Origin of the sequence: Vibrio cincinnatiensis, from assembly GCF_022113815.1 — a bacterium.
GTDB lineage: Bacteria > Pseudomonadota > Gammaproteobacteria > Enterobacterales > Vibrionaceae > Vibrio > Vibrio cincinnatiensis_A.
Genome location: NZ_SGOM01000003.1, coordinates 121,397 through 139,374, shown reverse-complemented (window position 1 = coordinate 139,374; position 17,978 = coordinate 121,397). Strand labels below are relative to the sequence as shown.

9 protein-coding genes are annotated in these 17,978 nt (G+C 43.1%); 6 read left to right on the top strand and 3 right to left on the bottom strand.

Annotated features, from left to right (window positions below; all coding sequences use genetic code 11):
• Position 1 precedes the first annotated feature (1 nt).
• Entirely contained in the window at positions 2–4,678 is a 4,677-nt protein-coding gene (locus EXA13_RS05650) for an RHS repeat-associated core domain-containing protein (protein WP_238132309.1), read from the top strand.
• Positions 4,679–4,775: 97 nt separating this feature from the next.
• Positions 4,776–5,492: an ankyrin repeat domain-containing protein gene (locus EXA13_RS05645; RefSeq protein WP_238124837.1), complete on the top strand. Its 717-nt coding sequence runs from the start codon at positions 4,776–4,778 to the stop codon at positions 5,490–5,492.
• Between the two features lie 464 nt (positions 5,493–5,956).
• Here EXA13_RS05645 and rsmF read toward each other — a convergent pair whose 3' ends face one another.
• The 3 genes from rsmF to EXA13_RS05630 form a co-directional block, all read right to left on the bottom strand.
• Positions 5,957–7,387, bottom strand: a complete 1,431-nt coding sequence (gene rsmF / locus EXA13_RS05640) for a 16S rRNA (cytosine(1407)-C(5))-methyltransferase RsmF (RefSeq protein ID WP_238132308.1) — start codon at positions 7,385–7,387, stop codon at positions 5,957–5,959.
• Between the two features lie 83 nt (positions 7,388–7,470).
• Complete coding sequence (locus EXA13_RS05635; RefSeq protein ID WP_238132307.1) at positions 7,471–10,113, bottom strand: PqiB family protein; 2,643 nt, start codon at positions 10,111–10,113, stop codon at positions 7,471–7,473.
• On the bottom strand, positions 10,106–11,365 hold the full coding sequence (locus EXA13_RS05630; protein WP_238132306.1) for a paraquat-inducible protein A: 1,260 nt from the start codon (positions 11,363–11,365) through the stop codon (positions 10,106–10,108). The genes EXA13_RS05635 and EXA13_RS05630 overlap by 8 nt, the downstream gene beginning before the upstream one ends.
• A 489-nt stretch (positions 11,366–11,854) precedes the next feature.
• Here EXA13_RS05630 and EXA13_RS05625 point away from each other — a divergent pair, with 489 nt between their 5' ends.
• From EXA13_RS05625 to pepN, 4 genes are all read left to right on the top strand, one after another.
• A complete protein-coding gene (locus EXA13_RS05625) occupies positions 11,855–12,328 on the top strand; it encodes a GAF domain-containing protein (protein WP_238132305.1) in 474 nt (157 codons plus the stop codon).
• Positions 12,329–12,428: 100 nt separating this feature from the next.
• On the top strand, positions 12,429–13,052 hold the full coding sequence (gene proQ / locus EXA13_RS05620) for an RNA chaperone ProQ (RefSeq protein ID WP_238132304.1): 624 nt from the start codon (positions 12,429–12,431) through the stop codon (positions 13,050–13,052).
• A gap of 17 nt (positions 13,053–13,069) precedes the next feature.
• Positions 13,070–15,067: a carboxy terminal-processing peptidase gene (gene prc / locus EXA13_RS05615; RefSeq protein ID WP_238132303.1), complete on the top strand. Its 1,998-nt coding sequence runs from the start codon at positions 13,070–13,072 to the stop codon at positions 15,065–15,067.
• 240 nt (positions 15,068–15,307) lie between these two features.
• A complete protein-coding gene (gene pepN / locus EXA13_RS05610; protein ID WP_238132302.1) occupies positions 15,308–17,914 on the top strand; it encodes an aminopeptidase N in 2,607 nt (868 codons plus the stop codon).
• Positions 17,915–17,978 lie beyond the last annotated feature (64 nt).

The window sequence follows — 17,978 nt, the reverse complement described above, 5'->3', positions numbered from 1 at the left end:
AATGAGTATTCAACGGATTGTCCGATTGGCCGCGTATGACGGCTCACTACATTACTTTTCTGATCAGCCAATCGCTGAGGGTAAAGCGTGTGATTTTCCTACCATCGCCCTAGCTACCCAATTTCTGGAGCGTTTTAAATTATCTGATCTCGCGGATATAGAAGAATTGGCTCGTTGGATTGGTGCTGAGCCAATAGTCAATGTTCATCGTGAGAAAAACACTTTCGCTGATTATCTTGCGCCTTTAAGCCAAGCTTTGGTTCATCGGCATTTGCATGTTGTACAAATTGCGAGTGTGAATCCAACCGGAGGTCTTCCTGCGGCTCCTACTTCTCCGCCTAAAGCAAAACCCTCTAAACCTACCTCTGATGGTAAATCAGAGGAGATGAGAGGTGAGGATCGTGTTAGTCAAGAGTCACATCCTGAAAGTAGCAAGAACCATGAAACGGTAGGTGACCCCGTCTCTATGGTGACGGGAGAAGAAATACTGACTCTTACCGATATAACGCGGCATCATGGTTTAGTCTTTAGCCGAACTTATCGTTCTTCACGTTGTGATAGTGATACTGGTTTAGGCTATGGTTGGCGTCATAACTTTGACTTTCAATTACTGGATATTGCTTGCGATAAAGGTAGTGTGACTCACTGGCAGTTTATTGATGAAATGGGGGATGCTATCTCATTTCCAGCGGTAAACAAAGGAGCGGTGAGCTATCAAATTTATGTTGGAGCTAGCTGTTTTTACCAAGAGACAGGCTATGCCCTTGTCACGCTAGCGAGTGGAGCGCAATATAAATTTGAACGTATCGAGGGAGCATGGTTACTTAAGCAGATTAGACCCAATATTCTGACCTTGGTTACGCTCGATTACTCCTCTAAATATCGTTTAATTGGTGTCAGTTTCAACCAGTGTCACTGTTTCGAGCTGCAATATGACCAGCGTGGTCATTTAATTGAAATTCGAGAGCCTCATTCAGGGCGAGTATTTAGCCGATATCGTTATGATCCACAAGATTGTTTAATCTCTGCCACCAACCAACAAGGTCAGACCGAGCATTACGAGTATACCGACGCTCACCTGATTCTTCGCCGCCGCCGTAATACGGGATTTAACCATTATTTTGAGTGGTTAGGTGAGGGGAGTGGTGCTCAATGTGTGCGTAACTACGGTGATGAGCAGATTTATGATTACCGTTTTCAGTATAGTGAGCATAATTCAAGTTTTACCGATACATTAGGCCATCAGTGGATTTTTCGTCATAGTGATGAGGGTCAGTTACTGGAAAAACAGAGCCCAGAAGGTCGCCTATGGCGCTGGGATTATAACCCGTTAGGCAAACTGGTGACCGAGCATTTCCCTGATGGCAGTTTTATGCGCTATCAATACAATGTTTATGGTCAACGTTGTGCGCAGCATCATTCCTCCGGCGCAACCACCCATTATCAACATAATCCACTTGGTCAGCTCACCATGGTGGAGTATCCTGATGGCGAAAAACAACACCAGCATTACAACGCTCTAGGGCAGCTACTCTGGCGCTCGGAGCCAGAAGGCTCTGTCATCCACTATCAGTACGACAAGTTCGGTCGTCTTATTCAAAGCCAAAGTGAGCATGGTGAGCAGTGCCAATGGTGGTGGAATGAATCCGAGCAATTAATCGCCCAACAAACCAATCAAACCTTATTGCGTTACAGCTACGACGAAAGCCACCATCTTAATGGTATTGCTTACCCTGATGGAATGCTACTGGCGTTGGAATACGATGAACGCGGCCAGTGCATTCAAACGCGCTTGTACAGTGAACGTGATGACCATCAACGAGAAGTTCGTTACCACTATGATGATTTTGGTCGTATTACCCAAGTAGTGACCCCTGCGGGTTGTAGCATTATTGAATGGAGCAAGCTGGCTCAACCTGAAGCATTACTTCGCCCTGATGGGGCAGGCCTAGCCTTTGATTATGACGGTGAACGAAATCTGACCGCCCTCACTCGCAGTGATGGTGCAAGCTACCATTTCACGCTCTCTGAAGAAGGCCATCTCACCCAAACCCGTCACTTTGATGGTACCGTTACTGACTATCAATATGATGCTGCGGGTCGTTTATCTCATTTAACCTGTGATAAACGTCAGGTTCTGTTTCATTACGACCCACGAGGTAACTTAACTCTGATTCGAGCGGGCGGTGAGAGCGGTATCAGTGAACATCATTTTCAGTTCAGTGCGGGTGATAAGCTCTGCTTAGCCAGCAATACGCATCGCACGGTCTCTTATCATTATCAACCCAATGGTCTGTTGATAGAACAAACCCAAGGGGTGCATGACTTGGCTTATCGTTATCACCCACATGGTCAGTTATCGGACATTCATCTTCCGAGTGGTGAAACCGTCAAGTTTGATTACACCGCCTATGGGCAGTTAAGCGCGGTGTCTTTGAGTGGACAATCGGCCCCGCTTGTCGAGTATGAGTATGATGTGATGGGGCGGCTCTATCGCCTTCGTTACGCAAATCAACAGGAAGAGAAGCAGTTTGATGGCATTGGCCGTTTGTGTCAGCAGCGTTGGTCAGGAAGAGAGCGTAAATACTATTTTGATGGCGCTCAGTATTTAGCCATTATTATGGACAGTGAAGCGGGCACGACCCACTACCACTATGATGCTGTAGGTCAGTTAACCCGAGTGACCACCCGTAAGCGGGAAGAGAAATACCAGTACGACCCTTTTGGTAACCCGAGTGACGCGCAGAGCCAATGCAGCGGTGATAAGTTGTTGGAACATGGAGGCTGGCGTTATCAGTATGACGCTCAAGGTAACCAGAGCCAAGTGGAAGGGGAAGGTCAGGCTCAGCATCGCCGCTTTAACGCATTGAATCAATTGGTGGCCGTGGAGAACAATGGCGGCTTATCCCACTATGAATACGATGCTTTAGGCCGCCGTAGTCGCAAAATCACTGAAGCGGGGGTGACGGAATTTATCTGGCATGAGAGCCTGCTAATTGGCGAATATCACCAAGGTCGATACCGTTGGTATGTTTATCAACCCGATAGCCATATACCAGCCCTATTGTTGGAAGATGGTCAGTATTATGTGTATCAGTGTGACCACCTAGGCACGCCGCTCAGGTTAGTGACGCCTGAAGGTGACGTGGTGTGGCAAGCGTACTACGAGACATGGGGTGAAGCCCAGATAGAAATCGAGCGTGTGGTTAACCCGCTGCGTTTTCAGGGGCAATATTACGATGATGAAACGGGGCTGCACTATAATTTAGCCCGTTATTACGACCCGCGCACAGGCCGTTTTATTCAACCAGACCCGATTGGTTTATTGGGTGGGTTGAACCACTATCAGTACGCGCCCAATCCAGTGATGTGGATAGACCCGACAGGGCTGTGCGCAAAAGAGGATAGCACACTCCCTATAGAAGCCTTAGCGGAGAATCCGCAGCAAACGCTCATCACGAGTACCCTTCCGGCGAGTTATCAGTCAACTACGTTAGCCAGCAGCTCTGTGGGGCAGCTATCTAGCACAACATCATCGAATAAAAGTACGGACTTAGAAAAACTGGGTTCGGCACTCAGCAATTCGGTTGATAAAAACGTGATAGACCAAAACACCAGTGATAAACTGTACGCTCTGGCCGAAGCGGGAGTTGCTACGCCAGCGCAGATTAAGAATGGATTGGATGATGGCACCTTACTACAAACACCAGACAGACTGACCATTACAGATGAGGTAGCTACTACCACAGAGAAAGCCTTAAATAAGGTGCAGCAGCGGCAACTAAGGTATCAACAGCGCAAAACATTGTTGCAAAACACTGCGGGAATACCTGAAGTCCAGCAAGCTCATGAGCGGCTGAATTTTAATAACGACAATATTCTGCGGGCAGAAGCAGCACAGTATGTGTACAAAGTAGACGAGTTTAATCGTGGTGCCTTAGATGTGCTACCAGAATCACCGCCAGGGCTACAAATTATCAACCCTGAAGATATCGGCCTTAATCAAGAACATTTTACTAATCAGCAATCCGGCTTTGGTGCGGCATTATTTAAATCAGAGATCAATGGTGAAACCATGCTAACGTATCGCGGCACCAATAACGCGGTAACAGGCAAGCAGGACTGGTTAACGAACCTTAAACAAGGCAGCGGCCTGGAGACTGAGCAGTATAATCAGGCAATGCGTTTAGCAATTCAGACTGAGGATATTTTCGGTAGTGATTTCTCCATAGTTGGGCATTCACTTGGCGGCGGTCTGGCATCATCAGGCGCGGCGGTAACCGGTCAACCTGGTTACACCTTTAATTCTGCAGGCTTACATCCAAAAACAGCTGGCCGCCAGAATGGGTTATCTATTGCCGATGCTTCCAAGCTGATTACCACCCAGGCCGTTAAAGGTGAAGTGTTAACTATGGCGCAAAGCTTGGGTACAAAGGCAGTTCTTGCCGGTGCTGCCGCCGCTATCGGAGGCTCTGTCGTTGGCTTACTGGTTGCAATAGGTATTACTGCCTTTAACGCTTTACCCAAAGCCGCTGGCACTATGCTGGAGCTGCCTAGCATTAAGGGCGGCAATCCTGTAGCTAAGCATGGTATGGATCAGGTTATTGATGGTATAGAAGCGCAAAAGGCTGAAGATATAGAAACCCTATCAAATGTCTCAAAGGCCTATAATGGTTAATGCAAAAGTATCGCTTACAACAATCTTAAAGCTGTTACCCGTTTTAATAATTGTGCTTGTTGCTCTGCTTAGCAGTTGCAAGTCTGAAGGAAAAAATATGAAAGCCGAGTTATTTTTTGATACCGAGATGGTGAAACTGCTACACTCCATTCAACGTCAGGATGCTACCAGCGCCAAGTCCATGTTAGCGCAGGGTATCGACTTCAATATCCGTGGCGATGAAGGTATTACGCCACTGCTTTGGTTAATTATGCAAAAAGACACTGACGCCGTTGAGTTGGCCCTGCAGTTAGGTGCTGATGCTAATTTCCCTGCCATGGTCAGCATAAACCGTGATGGGCCAAAGCCCGCCCAACCGTTGGCTATTATTGCCGGCCATGGTGACAACAAGCTGTTTAGCTTATTGCTAAAATACGGTGCCAGCCCGGACTCCCGAGACGAGTCTACTGGCCAACCCGCTATCTTTGGCACCATAGGCCATGATAACTGGCAGCAATTCAACCTACTGTTGGAGTATGGTGTTGATCTTAATGCGAAAGACAGAAGCAATAGCAATAGCGCTCTATATGCTGCTGATTTAGGTAAGTATGACTTTGTGTACAAACTTATTAACGCGGGTGCATCAGCGACAGAATCATCAACAACAGGTGCATCAGTAGCATGGCGTGTACATTCAGCACTTGAAAAAAATGTTAAGAATCCGGCATTTAAGGTGAGCGACGATGCCCATAAAACTAAAACCTTGCTTATTGATAAAGGTGTAAGTTTTCCTCCGCCAACGCCAAAGGAAATCAGAGCACAGCGTAATCAATAACGGAGTTAATTTGATGCTTAAGCTTTTACCTTTTAATGGTTCTAAATCAATGATATTTCGCTTCTCTGTTCACAAAGCATAAGTGTGCAAGTTCTTTCGGCGCTTATATTGAGCAGGTTTGTCGACCTCAATATCCGTGGCGATGAAGGTATTACACCGCTGCTCTGGTTTATTATACAAAAAGACGCTAATAGCGTTGCAGCTGAGAGCATATATCAACTTTCCTGCCATGGTTAACATAAACCGTGAAGGACCAAAACTAGAACAACCACTGGCGATTATTGCCGACGATGGCGACAACAAGCTGTGCGTATCGCACGGTTTCTTATCATTATCAACCCAATGGTCTGTTGAGTAAATAAACTCAAGAGTTACGCCTTGGCTTACTGTTACGACCCTAAAGGTGATGTGGTGTGGCAAGCGCACTACGAGACACGGGGTGAAGCCCAGATATCATTCAGTGGCTAAAATAAATTTTTATCTTTAACTCTTTCTCTTGGGAGTCCATTTTTAATCCGGTTACTGACCCATTTACCTAGCCCAATCACGTGGCCATTATAATAAACAATGACTTCGCCTTGGCCAGACGTCTGTTGAGGGCGAATATCTCTCCCCATAAACCACTCTCTGGCTTCTTCTTTAGTCAGTTTTATACGATGGGTATCATTACCGGTTGCGAGTGTTGTTGCAACTTGATGCTGCCAGCGATAACCATGCTTATGAGCTTCTGCGATTTTAATACCCATGCGAGAAAATCTTAGCTCAGTCAGCATTGGTTCTAGTGCTGTTGGAAATAGCCAAACATCATTCTCTCGTAACCACAGAGTGGTCTCTTCTGGCAGAGAAATCCCTAAAGACTTTTTCAATTGCTGACTTATGTCTGTACAGATTTTTTTGCTAGCTTTTTCAAAAGGAAATTTGCCTAACCGTTTTTTTACTTTCGGTGATGCTACAGAAGCATGTTTTCGTATGCGAGCGACAAAAAAACCTTCACAGTCATAAGTTTGAGGGAATATATGTAAAAATCCTTCTTCAGTGATAGATTGAGAGGCTTGTTCAAAAAGTGAATCGAGTCGCTCAAAACTTACAGCGTCACCATAGGTCTGTTTCAAGTGCCAACAAACCTCTTGGTTTTCTTCACGACTTAGGGTGCAAGTTGAATAGACTAGGACTCCTCCCACTTTTAATGCTTGAAAAGCACTTTCAATTAAGTTTTTCTGGGTACTAGCAATGGAAAGAACAGAAGCCTTGCTCCAATTTTTCATGGCATCTGGGTCTTTACGGACAGTTCCTTCTCCCGAACAAGGAGCATCTAAGAGTACGGCATCAAACTGCTCTGGCAGCCATCCACCGAAAACCTGCCCATCAAAATTACTTAAAGCTACGTTTCTTATCCCACAGCGTTCAATGTTGGCATGGAGGATTTTTACCCGACTGGCGGAATATTCATTAGCGACTAGCACACCATGATTGTCCATTAAAGCGGCAATTTGGGTGGTTTTTGAGCCAGGCGCGGCAGCCATATCCAATACAGCATAAAGTGGCGTTTCTTGTCCTTGCTGCATAAATAGGGCTGAGACAGGCATCATTGAACTGGCTTCTTGAATATAAAATAGCCCAGCCATATGCTCAGCTGTATTTCCAAGCGGCACTTCACTTTCATCGGCTGTAATCCAAAAACCATGTTCACACCACGGTATCGGCTCTAATTGCCAGCCTTTAACTTGTGCTTGTTCAACGAATTCCACCACAGTGGTTTTCAATGTATTGACACGGATGCTTTTTCGTAACGGCCTTTGGCAGGCTTGAATGAAGTCTGACAAATTTAAATGGGTAGGAAGAATAGAGGCAATAGTAGAAAGAAATTCTTCGGGTAGGGCAACGTTGGAATGCAAAACGGAGTCTCAATTGGAAAATTTTAGGGCCGCGATTATATACCCATCGCAGCCCCAGGAAAAGTTTTCTCATTCGATTGTTATTATGGTTGTGGAATTGCCGTTTTCCATTGTTTCCAATCATCCTGAGCTGTAGGATGGAGGTAGAAAGCATGTCCTGAAGGCGCAGGTTCTAGAAGTTGCTTTTGTTCCGGTGTTGAAAAGGTGATCCCACCACGAACAAGGCTGTCAAATGTACCAGACTTAATATTAGCACCAGATAAACCGATAGAGACATCCACTCCGGAGGTATTCCAGAATACGGTATTTTTACGAACCAAATAAGCATATTCTGGGGCGATTTCTATGATGGAAATGACTCTATCTGCAAAAGCGCCGAGTTGAACATCGATCACTCGACCAACTTCCATTCCTCGATAAAGAACGGGCGTATCAATAGAAACCGACCCTTTCTCTTCACTCTGCAGGGTAAATTGAATCCCCTCTGGCTGATAAGGACGGTTCGCTAAGGTAAAGGTGTGTGTTATGTCTCCTTCACCAGGTTTGACTTCAATGTTTTTGGAGAACAAATTATCTAAATTGGTCACGCCATTTAAACCAACTTTGGTTTCGGCTACCCAAAAAACAGAATTAGCTCGAGTAATGAAGGCTGCATACTCCGGTTGAATTCGTGCGGAAAAGGTGACTTGTTGATCAGTAAAGCTTGGTGAAACAGCCATAACTTCACCCACTTGAACTCCCTGATATTTTATCGGTGTTCCTTGTATAACGCCCAAATTCGTTTGAGCGATCAGCGTAATTGCTTCACCAAATTTCTGTGCGTGCTGGTAGCTATCGTATAATTTCCAAAATTGACCATTTTTATTTTCTATTCCCGGTAGACTGTCAAAGGCGATGCCGCCTTGTAATAGGCTTTGTAATGGAGCTGCTTGAACATGGATACCAGCAAGTGACGCATTAATTTCTACCCCAGATTGGTTCCAGAACACGGTATTTTCGTTAATAAGATGGCGATATTGATTATCGATATTGATAGCAATTTCAACACCATGAGTTTTAAGGGCAAAACGCTCGACTTTCCCAACTTTTAAATTGCGATAAAGTAGGGGGCTACCTGCTTGTACGGGCGGTTGAGTTTTTGCATTCAAATAAATTGTCTGTGAACCGGATTGCTGGTATTTCGCTAATTCTGCTAATGATTGATTGGCATACAGTGAATAATGTGGCTGGATCTTTTGGCTTCCTTCACTGATAAAGCTGATTGAGCCCGTCATCAATTGTTTTACCGGAGATAGCGTAACATTAATGGCAGAAGCATTAAGTTCAGCTCTGGCTGCCCCGGTAACATAAAACCGATTTTGTGAGCGAATCAGTTGTTCATACTTTTGCTCAACCGCGAGCTGAAAAGTTACATAATTTTCGTTCAGAGCGATCTCTTTAACCACCCCCACATTTACTCCTCGAAACAGTAGCGGGGCTCCTGCATTGAGGCCATAGGCATTCTCTGAAAATAACGTGAGTTCAATCGAGTGAGATTGTGATTGTTGGTAGTCTCTTTTACGTAATGCGGTAAATTGACGTGTGCGTTCGCCATTACCAGGAATCAGTGTGAGATAGTTTCCTTTTACAAGATTCGGGAGATTTTCTATACCCGATAAAGAAACTTTGGCTTCTTGCAAAATAAATTGGCTGCCGTTCGTTAACATCGAACTAAATGATGGTTGGATCGCAGCGTGTGCAATAATTTGCGAATGGTCATCATTGAGCTGTAAATGTGTTACTTGACCGATTTCAATGCCTCGATACATGATGGAAGTACCTGATGGGCTTATTCCGTTATCATCAGGTAACTTAATCGTAATAGGAATGCCTCGTCCGGCTGTTTTTAAGTCTTTATACAATCTAAATTGACTGTGTTGTGCAACCGGCTCCCCGCCATCTGGAGAATCAACAGCAATAGCTCCGCCAATCATGGCACTTAAACTTTCCAAACGAACATCAATACCATCAAATCCTAAACTGGTTCCCACGCCACTGACATTCCAAAATCGGCTCTTAGAGGTAATTAAATGTCGATATTCTTCTTTTATTGAGGCTTGAATAAGAACCGATTGAGCGTTTTCATCAAGTTGATAGCTGAAAACTTCTCCGATAGGGATTTTCTTATAGACAATTTGTGACCCAATTGATAATCCGCCTAAATCACTGGCTTTTAGGGCGATGAGCAATCCACCATTTGAGATTAAGTCTGAGGGAGCGTTATCTAGCGCATGAAAAACTTGTGAATGTTCTGTTTGCTCATCGCCGTCATTACCGGGGTGAATGGCAATGTAGTTTCCTGAAACTAAAGCGTCAAGGCCAGAAACGCCAGACAGACTCGCTGTTGGTTTGACCAACCAAAAGCGTGTTGAATCAGAGAGTAAACGCGTTGCTTCTGGGTAGATATCGGCTTCAACATAAATGCGATCAAGTTCAGGTGCGAGCTTTATCTCTCTTATCATGCCGACTTCTAACCCTTGATAACGAATGGTTGTTCGTCCGGCGACAAGCCCTTGTGCGTTAGAAAAGTAGATCTGGATTCGTTCTCCTGAATCATGAATGGCTTTGGTCACTAACCAACCCGCTAAAAAAACGGTAAGAATGGGTAATATCCATAAGGGCGAAATTCCCTTATTACGTTTTATTTCAGGAGAGTAGGAAGTTTGGTTCATGGGGTGCTCATTCATAAGAAGACTCACAGTGTTTCGCTTTAACCGAGTCATTGTCCCATATCAAACGGGAATCTAAACTTTCAGCGGCTAACATAGTCAGAATTACGACACAACCAAATGCGACTGCACCATATCCAGGTGTAAAATCAAGCAGTTGGCCACGATCGATTAAGGTCAGCATGATAGAAATCACGAAAAGATCCATGACTGACCACTTACCAATCCATTTGATAACATAATAAATCGTCATCCGTTGACGATGATAAAGGCGTCGTTGAAATTGAATCGCCAAGAGTAAATAAATCAGGCCTAAAATTTTTACGACCGGAACAACAATACTGGCAATAAAAATAATGGCGGCGATACCATACATACCGCTGTTAATCAGAGCGGCAACGCCTGAGAAAATAGTGTCTTCTAAGCGTTGACCATTAGTAATAAAGACGGAGATAGGAATTAGGTTAGCAGGAAAAATGGCTATCGCGGCGGAAAGAGTGTAGGCCCATGTCCGCTCAATGGATTGAGGTTTTCGATGATGAAGTGGTTGTCCACATCGTACACAATGTGCGCTTGCACACTGTGATAAGTGACAGTAGTGACAATGCATTTGTTTATTGGCAACCGTATGAAACTGGGCCTCGGGTTTCCAAACTTCCCAGTAACGTTGAATGCTTACTCTACTTATCAGCAATACCGTTAACACTTGTAATAACACTAAACTATATAATGCTGGGCCAATAAAAATATCGGCATAATCGGTTAATTTAAAGCAAGAGACGGCGACACTCACGAGAAAAACATCAATCATTGACCACGGTTTTAATTTCTGGGTGATAAGCAATGAATAACGAAAGGCATTAAACCAACGATAATGCAGTGCAATATGAGCAATAACAATCGCACTTAATACCAATAGCGGGGCTAGAGAGCTACAAAAAAATATCAGTAGTGCTAAAACGGGATACCCATCTGAAGCTAAAGCCCATAATCCGGCTGGTAAAGAAGCAGGGATCATCACCCCGACCAAGCGTATGGTTAAAAAATTAAAACAATGAGCAGGGATGAGGAGTAATAAACAGGTAATCGTTATCGCAAGATTTCCGGATAACGAGGGATTTCCTCCCCGATATAAGCGCGTCCCACATCGCGGGCAGTGAGCACTTTCACCGCGTTTAATATCAATCAGATCGATCGGAAGTTCGCAACCCTGACATAAACGAATGAGGGCTGTTTTATTGTGCGGATGTGATAGCGTTTTTATCTGCATAATTCACCGCTTAGTCTATATTTGTGACCGTGTCACATTTATTGTGTGAAGAGTAGTCGCTCGGTAAGACATAAGCTTCAATTTAGTCTATTAGGACGAAGTAATGCCTGAAAGTCGTCATCCATACAAGTTATGCTCTAATGTTAAGGCAATTGGAAATAAATTATGCCTCAAAATAGGATTGAATGTACAACATATTGTATATTTGCCAATCGTATCTTTTTGAATAAAAAGCTTTTTCTAAAAGCTTTTAAGGCAACTATACCCATCATTACGGTGGTAAGTGTAGCTGAGTTTAATCCATTGGCAGAGAGAAATCTCAAAGAGCTGTGCTTATCAATGTAGGAAAAGAGCGATTTTCTCTTGAGTTATCGATGCGGAGTAGATAAAAATATTTAGAAATCACGAACGATAGTCAGAATATCGTCAATATCTCATTGTGGTGATAAACCTGTCACTTGTAAGAAAAGTCTTTAATTGGAAATAAAAATGAACACTGATGATTACCGCCGTTTAACCAAACAAGCGCTTGCTTTACTTGAATCAGAAACCGATATAGTGGCGAATCTTGCTAACTTAAGTGCACTATTGAACATGGAATTAGACAATATTAATTGGGTCGGTTTTTATTTACTGCGCAACGATGAATTAGTGTTAGGACCATTCCAAGGTAAACCGGCCTGTGTGCGAATTCCCATCGGGAAAGGCGTTTGTGGTACTGCAGCCGCGAGCAATACTGTTCAACGAGTAGATGATGTTCATACTTTTCCCGGCCATATTGCTTGTGATGCAGAGAGCAACGCAGAGTTAGTTATTCCCTTTTCTGTGAATAATCAAGTGGTCGGAGTTCTTGATATTGATAGCCCAACTATTGCTCGTTTTTCAAAAATCGATCAACAAGGATTGGTTTTTTTAATGACTGAAGTAGAAAAGCTGCTCAATTCACATGCGAACAAGGCATAATTTCACCTTTGCCTGTGGTTTTTCGTTGTCAGGTCACTATAATACCGAACATATTTATATTTAATGCTCCGCGGACCAGCCGCATCAACCAGGAATCCTCATGGAAAACACTGAAAAGTTAAAAAACAGCAAAGAAGTGATTGCGTATATTGCTGAATGTTTCCCTAAATGCTTTACTTTAGAAGGTGAGGCTAAGCCTCTAAAAATTGGTATTTTTCAAGATCTTGCTGAACGTCTTAATGATGACCCTAAAGTAAGTAAAACTCAGCTTCGTGCTGCGCTAAGACAGTACACCTCGTCATGGCGTTATCTACATGGAGTGAAAGCTGGTGCGGTTCGTATTGATCTTGATGGTAATGCTTGTGGTGAATTAGAAGAGCAACATGTTGAACATGCTCAAGCCGCATTAGCAGAAAGCAAAGCTCGCGTTGATGCTCGTCGTAAAGAGCAAGCGAAAAAAGTTCGTGAAGAAGCGAAAGCAAAACCTAAGACAAAGAAACCTCAGGCTCGTCGTCCTCAAGGTTCTGCGCCAAAAGCTGAGAAAAAACCAGTTGAAACACGCGCTTTACAAGCTGATGAACTCAGTGTTGGTAAGCAAGTAAACGTGAACATGGGTAAAGGCAACATGGCTGCGACCATTGTTGAGATTAATAAGGAAGATGTGCGTGTCCAACTCGGTAACGGCCTACAAATGGTCGTGAAGACGGAGCACTTGCGCGCATAAAGGAGACATTCCTACGCATGAAATGCCGTTCAAAATTAACATCAATTGCTGCTGGCTTATTGCTGGCAGCTTTTTCTGTTCAGGCTCTCGAAGCCAACCTTAACGTTGAAGATCTTCCTCATTTAACGCCTGAAATTCAGCATGAAACGGCGAGTAAAAGGGTCACATCTCGTTTTACTCGCTCTCATTACAAGCATTTTTCTTTAGATGATGAATTTTCTCAAGCCATCTTCGAACGCTATATTGGGATGCTGGACTATAACCGCAACTTATTTACTCAAGCGGATATTGATTCCTTTAACGAGTGGTCATTACAACTGGATGACCAACTGAAAGTAGGGAATAACCAGATCGCTTTTGATCTTTATAACTTATCAATGCGTAAACGGTTTGAGCGATTCCAATATGCGCTTTCTTTATTAGATAAAGAAGTTACCTTTGATTCGGATGATTCTATTGAGCAAGATCGAACCCAATCTCCTTGGCCAAAAGATCACGCTGAGATTGATTCACTGTGGCAAAAACGGGTTAAATTTGATGCATTAAACTTGAAGTTGGCTGGAAAAGCATGGCCGGAAATTCAAGAAACGCTAGCAAAGCGTTATAACAATGCGATTAAACGTTTGACACAGACACACAGTGAAGACGTCTTTCAAGTTTATATGAATGCTTTTGCTCGTCAGATTGATCCACATACCAGCTATTTATCTCCTCGTAATGCTGCACAATTTCAGTCAGAAATGAACCTATCGCTCGAAGGAATTGGTGCAGTATTGCAAATGACCGATGATTACACAGTGATTCGTTCCCTTGTCGTTGGTGGGCCAGCAGCAAGCAGTAAACAACTGGGGGAAGGTGATCGAATTATTGGTGTCGGACAGGAAAAAGGTGAAATTGTTGATGTCATCGGATGGCGATTAGATGATGTTGTGCAGTTAATCAAAGGACCAAAAGGCACTAAAGTTAAGCTTCAAATCTTACCGGAAGGGAAAGATGCTAAAAGTCACGTTGTCACGATTGTTCGTGATAAGATCCGTTTAGAAGATCGAGCCGTTAAATCTCAGATTATTGAAAAAGACGGTAAAAAAATCGGTGTATTAGAAGTTCCCAGCTTCTATGTTGGCTTATCGCAAGATACGGATAAATTGATTACTGAGCTAAAAACAGCGGAAGTTGATGGAATTATCGTTGACCTTCGTAATAATGGTGGTGGAGCCTTAACTGAAGCCACGGCACTTTCTGGTCTCTTTATTACTAGCGGTCCTGTTGTACAAGTCCGTGATAGTTACGGACGTGTCAACGTCAATAGCGACATGGATGGGCAAATTAGTTATCAAGGTCCGATGGCGGTATTAATTAATCGCTATAGTGCATCGGCTTCAGAAATATTTGCAGCGGCAATGCAAGATTATGGTCGTGCAATTATTCTGGGTGAGAACTCATTTGGTAAAGGTACTGTTCAGCAACATCGCTCACTGAATCATATTTATGACTTGTTTGAAAAAGAGTTGGGCTATGTACAGTACACTATTCAAAAGTTTTATCGAATTGATGGCGGTAGCACACAAAATCGTGGAGTGATTCCTGATATTGCTTTCCCAACACCGGTGAATGCTGACGAAACAGGGGAAAGTGTGGAAGATAATGCACTGCCTTGGGACAGTATAGATAAAGCTCAGTATGATAAGTTGCATGATTTTGGCGATGCGATTGAAAAATTAGCGCAGCAACATCAAGCTCGTGTTCTGTCAGATCGTGAGTTTGGCTTTATTTTACAAGACATTGAGAAGTATAAAGCTGAGAAAGGTGACAACCTATTATCTTTAAATGAAAAAATACGTAAAGATGAAATGGATAAGGCGGATCAACAACGGTTAGATCGTATAAACATTCGCCAGAAAGCCTTAGGTCAAACACCGTTTGTTCAACTCAGTGATGTACCGAAAGATTATGAAACACCAGATGCATATCTGAATGAATCAGTAGCAATTATGGTTGATATGCTTAAACTTTAATCTATTTATGTTTTGTTAATCGTAAGCGGGCTTTATAAGCCCGCTTTTTTTACATCGGTTCTACTGATCTTTAAGGTTTGAGATCTTAATGCTGTGCTTAACTTGATATGATAAAGAGAATATCTATGTTTTTTTTATCTGGGGGTTGTTATTCATACTGACAGGCTTAAGATCACAAGATAATGATAAAGGTGATTAACCTTACCTGCCACAGTGACTACGTCAAAAAGGATCCCTACCATGGCGACAAGCCCACAAGCAAAATATCGTAAAGATTATCAAGCCCCAACGCATACCATTAGTGAGATTGAATTATTCTTTGAGCTCCATGATGACCAAACCTTAGTAACCGCTATTTCTCAGGTTCAGCAGCAGTCCACAAGCTCTACGTTGATACTCGATGGTGAAGGGCTTATTTTACAATCTATTCAAGTGAATGGTGTTGATTGGACAAGTTACACTCAGAGTGAATTAAGCTTAGAGCTTTATCATCTACCAGAGACGTTTACTTTAACGATCATGACTCAAATTGATCCTCAAGCGAACACCGCGTTAGAAGGGTTATATAAGTCTGGAGGAGCTTTTTGTACTCAGTGTGAAGCCGAAGGATTTCGTCGTATAACTTATTATCTTGATAGACCGGATGTTTTGGCGAAATACACCACAACGATTACAGCAGATAAAACCCTTTATCCATTTTTATTAAGTAATGGTAATAAGGTTGCAGAAGGTGAGTTAGAGAACGGCAAACATTGGGTTAAATGGCAAGATCCTCACCCTAAACCAGCTTATCTTTTTGCACTAGTAGCGGGGGATTTTGACGTATTACGTGATCACTTTGTCACCAATTCTGGGCGCAAAGTTGATTTAGAGATTTTTGTTGATAAAGGGAATTTAGACCGAGCGAACCATGCTATGGTATCACTCAAACATTCAATGCAGTGGGACGAGCAACGCTTTGGATTGGAATACGATCTTGATATTTATATGATCGTTGCGGTTGATTTTTTCAACATGGGCGCAATGGAGAACAAAGGGTTAAATATTTTCAACTCAAAATTTGTGTTAGCCAATGAAAAAACTGCAACCGATACAGATTACTTAGGTATTGAATCCGTCATTGGGCATGAATACTTTCACAACTGGACGGGGAACCGAGTGACATGTCGAGATTGGTTCCAACTGAGTTTAAAAGAAGGGTTAACCGTTTTTCGAGATCAAGAATTTTCCTCTGATCTTGGCTCTCGGGCTGTGAATCGTATTCATAATGTGCGCATCATTCGCGGGCCACAATTTGCAGAAGATGCCGGGCCAATGTCTCATCCTATTCGACCTGATAAAGTGATAGAAATGAATAACTTCTACACCTTGACCGTGTATGAAAAGGGTAGTGAGGTCATTCGTATGTTGCATACTTTACTCGGTGAAGAAGACTTCCAGAAAGGAATAAAACTTTACATTACTCGCCATGATGGAACCGCGGCCACTTGTGAAGATTTTGTGCTTGCAATGGAAGAAGCCAGTGGGATTGATTTGCAGCAATTTCGTCTTTGGTATAGCCAATCGGGTACACCGTTACTTAAAGTCAGCAGTGATTATCAAGCGACGTCAGCAACTTATTCTTTGACGATCGAGCAAACAACGGAACCAACGGCGGATCAACCCAATAAACAGCCATTGCACATTCCATTTGATATTGAACTGTACCAACCAGATGGAACGGCTATTCCGTTACAATGTAACGGAATGCCACTTCATCACGTACTGAATGTTACGCAACAAAAGCAAACTTTTGTCTTTGAAAATGTGCCAGCAAGACCGATTCCCTCGTTATTACGAGAGTTTTCAGCACCCGTTAAACTTGAATATAACTATACTGATCAAGAACTTGGTTTCCTTATGGTCCACTCAAAAAATGAGTTTGCGCGTTGGGATGCTGGGCAAATGTTGCTAGCGAAATATATTCGTAACAATGTTGATTCGGTACAGCAAGGTAAAACTATTGTACTTCCAGACTCTGTTATTGATGCTTTCCGCGGTATTTTACTCAATGACGCACTTGATCCTGCTTTTATTACTGAAATGCTGACTCTGCCCAATCATAATGAAGTTTCTGGTTGGTATAAACAGGTGGATGTGGATGCCATCGCGCAAGTTTTACATCAGTTTAAAGTCATGTTGGCTACAGAGCTTGAAGATGAGTTGAGTACTATTTACCATTTACTGAAGCAGGAAGAGTATTCGATTAGCCATGAAGCGATTGGACAACGTGCTTTGCGTAATATCTGTTTAAGTTACCTTGCTTATACAGAGCAGGGAGAACGTCTAGTTAACCGTCAATACCATCAGTCCAATAATATGACTGATACGATGTCGGCCATGAGTGCTGCTAATAGTGCTCAGTTATCTTGTCGAGAAGCACTTATGGAAGACTTCAGTGCCAAGTGGCAGCATGATGGTTTAGTGATGGATAAATGGTTCGCTCTGCAAGGGAGCAATCCCGCTGAAGATGCGCTGTTGGTGATCAAAAATACCATGAAACATCCAACATTTAGTCTGAAGAATCCTAACCGTATTCGCAGCCTTATTGGTTCTTTCTTAACTATGAACCCAGTAAGATTTCATGCACAAAGTGGGGAGGGATACCAGTTTGCTGGTGAGATCCTGCGTGAGTTAAATACCAGCAATCCTCAAGTGGCTTCACGATTAATTGATCCATTACTCAAGTTCCGCTTATATGATCAGCACCGCCAAGCCTTAATGAAAAAAGAGCTCGATGCTTTAAAGAACTTGGATAATTTAGCCAGAGATCTTTTTGAAAAATTGACCAAAGCGTTAGATCAATAACCACAAGGAGTAGCACTAAGGAGGAAGGATATTTGCTCTCATTCATACTCCGGGGTGCTACTTA